Source organism: Okeania sp. SIO2B9, assembly GCF_010672505.1.
GTDB classification, from domain to species: domain Bacteria; phylum Cyanobacteriota; class Cyanobacteriia; order Cyanobacteriales; family Microcoleaceae; genus Okeania; species Okeania hirsuta.
On sequence record NZ_JAAHGK010001342.1, the window covers coordinates 1 to 2,017 of the forward strand.

The 2,017-nt window shown below is 34.0% G+C and carries 2 protein-coding genes; both read right to left on the reverse strand.

Going from position 1 to position 2,017, the window contains the following annotated elements; translation table 11 throughout:
- Positions 1 to 171: 171 nt before the first annotated feature.
- Positions 172 to 1,017 carry a segregation/condensation protein A gene (locus F6K13_RS30515; RefSeq protein ID WP_124145000.1) on the reverse strand — a complete coding sequence of 282 codons (846 nt, stop codon included), beginning with the start codon at positions 1,015 to 1,017 and terminating at the stop codon, positions 172 to 174.
- A gap of 218 nt (positions 1,018 to 1,235) precedes the next feature.
- The gene (locus F6K13_RS30520) at positions 1,236 to 1,610 is read right to left on the reverse strand and encodes a lipopolysaccharide assembly LapA domain-containing protein (RefSeq protein WP_124144999.1); all 375 of its coding nucleotides are present in this window, start codon (positions 1,608 to 1,610) and stop codon (positions 1,236 to 1,238) included.
- Between the last annotated feature and the right edge of the window lie 407 nt (positions 1,611 to 2,017).

Sequence of the window (2,017 nt, forward strand, 5' to 3'; positions counted from 1 at the left end):
TCCACAACTATATGCTGTCAACTTCTTTCCTACTTCTTACTTCTTTTAAAGATAGAGATTTTAAGTGTACATCATTATACTACGCTTTTTTTTCAGAGAAAAGTTAATAAATAAGAGTTTTATTCAGATATAAATTAAAGTTCCAAATTTTGAGTTTTAGGAAAGAAGGCATTAAATATTCTTCTCTAAAACCGATCGCCCCTCGGAAGTGGATGAAATAGTACGGATTCTAATATCTTGATAAAATTCTTCTTGGGATAATTCAACTTTAGACTGAGCAGAAAGGAGTAGTAATGCCCAAAATACACCTACTCGGTCATAGTTTACTTGGACATTAGTACATTCATTTTCAGCTTTAGACTGTAATACTGAAGACCACAATTCCAAAAGGCGATCGAATTCAAAGCAACCTTCACTGCTCTGTGATGATTTTTCTAGAAGGAACTTTTCTAAGTCACTAGCTGTATCTACTAAATTTTCCTGGTGGGCTAATTCTGCAATTGCTCTAGCTGCTTGCTCTCTTGCTTTTGAGCTAGTTTTGCGAATACGGGGACGTACTTTTCTATCTTCTATAGTAGATTTGATCAGTTGTAACTGCTCGATTAATTCTTGAAGGGTGACTCGACGTTTGCGCTGAGAAGGAGCAACAGCACGACGACGCAATTGTTGTTCTAATTTCAGTGGTATTTTTGGTGTTTCAAAAGTTTCTGCTTCTGGAATTTGGACTTCTTCAGATATCTCTGAATTTGTTTCAGATGATTCTGAATTAGCTAAGTGATCTGCTTTTAGCCATACTAAAATAGATGCGTATAAAAATGCTTGGCCTGACTGAGACAAATTTGTAAAGTCATCACTTGCAGAAATATTTGATTCAGGAGTTAGTTTACTTAAGTAGCGGTCTATTACGTCAATTACTTGAACATCCCAAGGATTAATTTCTCCCTTTTCTGCTAAGTTTGTGAGTAAAGCAATTCCTTCTGAAACTGTTTCTGAAACTTGAGGAACTCCAACTGTCATGTCTATCGTTTTTTCCTATATTTTATATAAATAATTCTCAGATTAACTTGGAAACTTGTTAACCTAAGAACTCACACTTTCTAGTAAGCGCAGGACTATATTAGAGTAACTAATTTGAACAATGGGAAGGTTAGTATGATTCAAATACAAATATCCATATAGAAAAATATTTCAATCAATCTGAAACTATATTTCTGCTACCTTAACTAATTATGGTTTTATTTAGAAGTTTCTGCTTCAGTAGATTTCCCTGTTTCAGATAAAGTTTCTGCCGCTGGTAAACTAGCTCTTTGAATCAGTTCCTCTTGATAGCGTTCCATATCTTTTTCTAATTCTTTAATGCGTTTATTTCTGGTACGAATTTCTCGCATTTCTCCCAAAGTTGTGATGGTACGTTGCATTCTTGACCACAAGTTAAATAGCCATGCCAAAATAGCTCCTAACCCTGTGGCAATTACAAGTTCTACAGATAAAGGGGCTTCAAATTCAATGCCTTGAATAAGTTTGATTGTAGTTAATTGGGTATTCTGTAAACTGAATATAACCAAAGCTAAACAAACTAAAAAAATTAGCAAAAAATTAATCGGTCTCATTATTTTTGTTTTGATTTATTTTGACAACTACCGATACTTAATTTATACCAGATAAAGTATAGATTGACAACAATATATTTGTAAGCAAACAGCCGTCAGCTATTAGCTATCAGCTATTAATTTTGGGGATGGTCATTTCAGTTATCAGTACCTCTCCAATAAGGAGGCTTGACATCAGGAATATTATCTTTTTTTATCCCCTTAAAAGGGAGGCTTTATACCAGGACTTTTCGGTAAAAGCAACCCTTGAAATTGAGAAAGAATAAAAAGTTACTGTCAAAGTATCCTTCCCAAACCTTAGAAGTAATTATTTGTTATTAATTGCTGTTAATTTGTTATTAATTGCTGTTAATGTAGTTCCGACCCAGTAAGCTAGCTGACTGCTAATAGTTGTTTGCGCATTACGA

What these genes read in the sequence shown, in the direction of transcription:
- F6K13_RS30515 (WP_124145000.1), bottom strand. Translation starts at nt 1,017, where the DNA reads ATGACAGTTGGAGTTCCTCAAGTTTCAGAAACAGTTTCAGAAGGAATT.
- F6K13_RS30520 (WP_124144999.1), bottom strand. Translation starts at nt 1,610, where the DNA reads ATGAGACCGATTAATTTTTTGCTAATTTTTTTAGTTTGTTTAGCTTTG.